Source organism: Shigella sp. FC1967, assembly GCF_001743005.1.
Classification (GTDB): domain Bacteria; phylum Pseudomonadota; class Gammaproteobacteria; order Enterobacterales; family Enterobacteriaceae; genus Proteus.
This window is the reverse complement of sequence record NZ_MIIZ01000661.1, coordinates 1-5243: the sequence shown is the minus strand read 5'-3', so window position 1 is coordinate 5243 and position 5243 is coordinate 1. Positions and strand designations below refer to the sequence as shown.

2 protein-coding genes and 1 pseudogene are annotated in these 5243 nt (G+C 39.6%); all 3 read left to right on the top strand.

What is annotated here, in order from left to right; translation table 11 throughout:
- Positions 1-447 precede the first annotated feature (447 nt).
- The 3 genes and pseudogenes from thrA (at position 448) to thrC (ending at position 5136) form a co-directional block, all read left to right on the top strand.
- A pseudogene (gene thrA / locus BHE89_RS09000) lies at positions 448-2908 on the top strand (bifunctional aspartate kinase/homoserine dehydrogenase I).
- Positions 2890-3840: a homoserine kinase gene (gene thrB, locus BHE89_RS08995; RefSeq protein ID WP_069368656.1), complete on the top strand. Its 951-nt coding sequence runs from the start codon at positions 2890-2892 to the stop codon at positions 3838-3840. The pseudogene thrA and the gene thrB overlap by 19 nt, the downstream one beginning before the upstream one ends.
- Before the next feature lie 3 nt (positions 3841-3843).
- A complete protein-coding gene (gene thrC, locus BHE89_RS08990) occupies positions 3844-5136 on the top strand; it encodes a threonine synthase (RefSeq protein WP_069730290.1) in 1293 nt (430 codons plus the stop codon).
- Positions 5137-5243 lie beyond the last annotated feature (107 nt).

Below are 5243 nucleotides of genomic sequence, written 5' to 3'. Positions count from 1 at the left end.
TTTTTTTTTTTTCCAGTTTTTGTTACACAATTTTAAAAGTAGCATAAAAATACCTTATTCCTTATAAAAAGTACAAATCCCCCAAATAACTCTAAAATGGTAGCTTTATTTTTCTTTATTTAACCCGTAGTGATAGCAATATGTATACTACAATAGGCGTAAGGTTCGAATATATTTTACTTAATTTGAGTTTGTTTTTTGGTGAAAAAAAAGAAAAAATTTGACATCTCTCTCGCTTTGCTTTAACCAGTATATAGTCAAACTAAATTTGAGACAGACAGGATAGTTATGCGTATTTACAGCCCAGCTAAAATGACAATTATTACCACCACCACCGGAATTTTATATTGCGGGGCGGGCTGTCGCATATAAAAAAACGAAAATCGAAAAAAGCCCGCCATTGAGAAATGCGGGTTTTTTTTTTGGGTGAAAAATCAGGAGAGCTGTATGCGAGTGTTAAAATTTGGAGGAACTTCAGTTGCCAACGCAGAGCGTGTGCTGAATGTTGCTGATATCGCTGAGAAAAAAAAGAGAGCAGGGACAAGTCGCTCTTGTATTATCAGCACCAGCCAAGATAACCAACTACTTGGTTGCAATGATTGAAAAAACGGCAGAAGGCGAAGATCCTCTCACTCAAGTACGAGAAGCCGAGCAAATTTTTGCCAACTTATTACAAGGTTTAAGAGAAAAACAACCTGGTTTTGATTATGAGGGTTTAAAAGATAAAGTTGAGCGTGAATTTGCAGAGATCAAACATATTCTTCACGGGATCGCTTTATTAGGCCAATGCCCTGATAGCATCAATGCAGCGATGATTTGCCGTGGTGAAAAACTTTCTATCGCCATTATGGGATCTGTTCTACAGGCTCGTGGCTATAATGTTACAGTGATCGATCCTGTCAAAAATTTACTCGCCCAAGGTCATTATTTAGAATCGACAGTTGATATTCCTGAGTCTACTCGCCGCATCTTAGAACTCAATATCGCAAAAGACGATATAATTTTAATGGCAGGTTTTACTGCGGGTAATGAAAAGAATGAACTCGTAGTATTAGGTCGCAATGGTTCAGACTACTCTGCTGCTGTATTAGCGGCTTGCTTACGTGCGGAGTGTTGTGAAATTTGGACAGATGTTGACGGTGTTTATACTTGTGACCCTCGTTTAGTTCCTGATGCGCGTCTGTTAAAAGGCATGTCTTATCAAGAAGCGATGGAACTCTCTTACTTCGGCGCTAAAGTACTCCATCCTCGTACTATTGCACCAATCGCTCAATTCCAAATTCCTTGTTTAATAAAAAATACAGGCAACCCTGATGCGCCAGGTACATTAATTGGTGATGGTCAAAAAGACGATAGTACACCCGTTAAAGGGATCACCAACCTTAATAATATGGCGATGATCAATGTATCAGGTCCAGGTATGAAAGGTATGGTAGGGATGGCTGCTCGTGTGTTTTCTGTTATGTCGAGAGCGGGTATTTCTGTTGTTCTGATCACACAATCTTCTTCTGAATACAGCATCAGCTTTTGCGTACCACAAAAAGAACTGATTAGAGCGCAAAAAGCATTATCAGATGAGTTCTATTTAGAATTAAAAGATGGTGTACTTGATCCATTAGATATCATGGAGAACGTCGCTATCATCTCTGTTGTAGGTGATGGTATGCGCACTTTAAAAGGGATCTCAGCGCGATTTTTCTCTGCATTAACTCGTGGCAATATTAATATCGTTGCGATTGCTCAAGGCTCTTCAGAACGCTCAATTTCAGCTGTTATTGCTAATGATTCGGCAACCAATGCTGTGCGTTTATGCCATCAAATGCTTTTCAACACCAATCAAATCGTTGAAGTCTTTATTGTGGGTGTGGGTGGTGTGGGAAGCGCATTAATTGAACAAATTCATCGTCAACAAGCATGGTTGAAAAATAAGCATATCGATCTTCGTGTGTGTGGGATCGCTAACTCAAGAGCGATGCTGACAGATATGCAAGGTATTGATTTAGATAATTGGCAACATGCTTTAAAAGAAGCCAAAGCGCCTTTTAGCTTTAGCCAGCTTATTCGTTTAGAAAAAGAGTACCACTTCTTAAATCCCGTGATCGTTGATTGCACATCAAACGAAGAAATTGCGCAACAATACGCAAATTTCTTACAAAATGGCTTTAACGTGGTTACACCAAACAAAAAAGCGAATACGCTGTCGATGGATTATTACTATCAAATTCGACACGCTGCGGAAGCTTCACGCCGTAAGTTCTTATATGACACTAACGTAGGTGCGGGTTTGCCTGTGATTGAAAACTTACAAAACTTGCTAAACGCAGGCGATGAGTTAGTTCAATTTAATGGTATTCTTTCAGGGTCATTATCTTACATTTTTGGTCAATTAGATGAAGGTAAAAGCTTATCTGAAGCGACGCTTTTAGCAAAAGATAAAGGCTTTACCGAGCCAGATCCTCGTGATGATCTTTCCGGTATGGATGTTGCGCGTAAATTGCTTATTTTAGCGCGTGAAGCGGGTTATAAATTAGAGCTAACTGATATCGATGTAGAGCCTGTACTGCCTGTTTCATTTGATAGCTCAGGTGATGTAGAAAGCTTCTTAAACCGTTTACCTCAAGTTGATGTTGAATTTGATGCTAAAGTCGAAGAAGCACAAAAAGCAGGTAAGGTATTACGTTATGTCGGCATCATTAATGAAGGCAAATGCCAAGTTAAAATAATGGCAGTTGATGCAAATGATCCTCTGTTTAAAGTGAAAAATGGTGAAAATGCTTTAGCCTTTTACACTCGCTACTATCAACCTATTCCATTGGTATTACGTGGATATGGTGCTGGTAATGATGTTACTGCTGCTGGGGTGTTTGCAGATGTATTACGTACCTTATCATGGAAATTGGGAGTTTAAGCGTGGTTAAAGTTTATGCACCGGCATCAATAGGCAACGTGAGTGTCGGATTTGATGTCCTCGGCGCGGCAGTTTCACCTATTGATGGGCAATTACTGGGTGATTGTGTCACCGTTGAAGCGGCTTCGGCATTTACACTCGAAAGTAGAGGGCACTTTGTTAGCAAATTGCCTTCAGATCCTAAGCAAAATATTGTGTATCAATGCTGGCAGTTATTTTGTGAAAAGTTAGGCAAAAAACTTTCTGTTGCAATGACACTTGAGAAAAATATGCCAATTGGTTCTGGCTTAGGCTCAAGTGCTTGTTCTGTTGTTGCCGCATTGGTTGCGCTTAATGAATTTGCCCAAAAGCCTTTTGATGAAAGACAATTATTACTGATGATGGGGGAGCTTGAAGGCCGTATTTCAGGTAGTGTGCATTATGATAATGTTGCACCTTGTTATTTAGGGGGGCTGCAACTGATTTTGGAACAAAATGGCACTATTTGTCAGTCTGTACCCACCTTTGATGATTGGTATTGGGTCATGGCATATCCAGGAATTAAAGTTTCTACGGCTGAAGCTAGAGCGATTTTACCAAAACAATACTCTAAAGCAGACATCATTAACCACGGTCGTTATTTATCTGGTTTTATTCATGCCTGTCATACTCGGCAATCAGGGTTAGCTGCTAATCTGATGCAAGATGTGATTGCAGAGCCTTATCGTACTCAACTTCTTCCTGGATTTGAAAAAGCCAGAGAGGCTTCGCAGAAGAAAGGCGCATTAGCTTGTGGCATTTCAGGCTCAGGCCCTACCATTTTTACAATTAGTGATTCATTAGAATTTGCACAAGAGATGGCCGAATGGCTGAAACAAAACTACGTACAAAACAGTGAAGGTTTTGTACATATCTGCCGTATAGATACGCGTGGCGCAAGACAGATAGGATAAGTCATGAAATTATATAATTTGAAAGATAATCAAGAGCAAGTCAGTTTTGCTCAAGCGGTCAAACAAGGTTTGGGTAAACAACAAGGGCTCTTTTTTCCACAAGACTTACCTACGTTTTCTAAAGCTGAAATTGATGAATTATTAGCGCTTGATTTTGCAACACGTAGTAGCCGTATTTTAACCGCTTTTATTGGTGATGAAATTCCTGCGGATGTCTTAGCAAAACGTATTAGCACCGCATTTGCATTTCCTGCGCCAGTAACTCAAGTTGAAGATGATGTGAGTTGTTTAGAGCTTTTCCACGGTCCGACACTGGCATTTAAAGACTTTGGTGGTCGCTTTATGGCGCAAATGTTGTCAGAAGTGGCTGGCAACCAACCTGTCACTATTTTAACAGCAACATCAGGTGATACTGGTGCAGCAGTGGCTCATGCTTTCTACAAATTAGACAATGTACAAGTTGTGATTCTTTATCCTGAAGGCAAAATCAGTCCGTTACAGGAAAAACTGTTCTGTACATTAGGTGAAAATATTCACACAGTGGCAATTAAAGATGATTTTGATGCTTGCCAATCATTAGTAAAACAAGCTTTTGATGATGAGTTCTTAAAGAAAACCATGTATTTGAACTCAGCTAACTCTATTAATATCAGCCGGTTACTTGCTCAAATTTGTTATTACTTTGAAGCGGTTGCACAAATCCCAGCAGAAAAACATGAGCAGCTAGTGATTTCAGTACCAAGTGGTAATTTTGGGGATCTAACCGCGGGCTTATTGGCTAAATCGATGGGATTACCGGTTAAGCGTTTTATTGCCGCAACCAACGCAAACGACACTGTTCCTCGTTATTTAGATAATGGTAAATGGGAACCTCATCGTACTGTTGCGACACTTTCTAATGCGATGGATGTTAGCCAACCAAATAACTGGCCACGTATTGAAGAGTTATATCGTCGTAAAGGCTGGGATCTTTCGGATCTTGCCCATGGGTCAGTGAGTGACGAAACCACAGAAGAAACGGTGCGTGAACTCGCGAAGAAAGGCTATATTTCAGAGCCTCATGCTGCCATTGCCTATCGTTTATTGCGTGATGGACTTCAAGAGGGTGAATATGGTTTATTCTTAGGAACGGCTCATCCTGCGAAGTTTAAAGAAAGTGTTGAACGTATTTTAGGTGGCGAATTACCATTACCTAAAGAGCTTGCTGAGCGTGCAGACAAAGAATTACTTTCACATTTTTTACCTGCTGATTTTGCTCAACTACGTGCATTTTTGCTTGAAAGAGCACCTAAATAACAATTGTTTTAAATAATTAGATATATATTTAATTAAATAGCCCAATGTTTTTATTGGGCTATTTTTTTTTAAAATAGGAAAACCAGTATTTAAAAAAGATAAAAAAC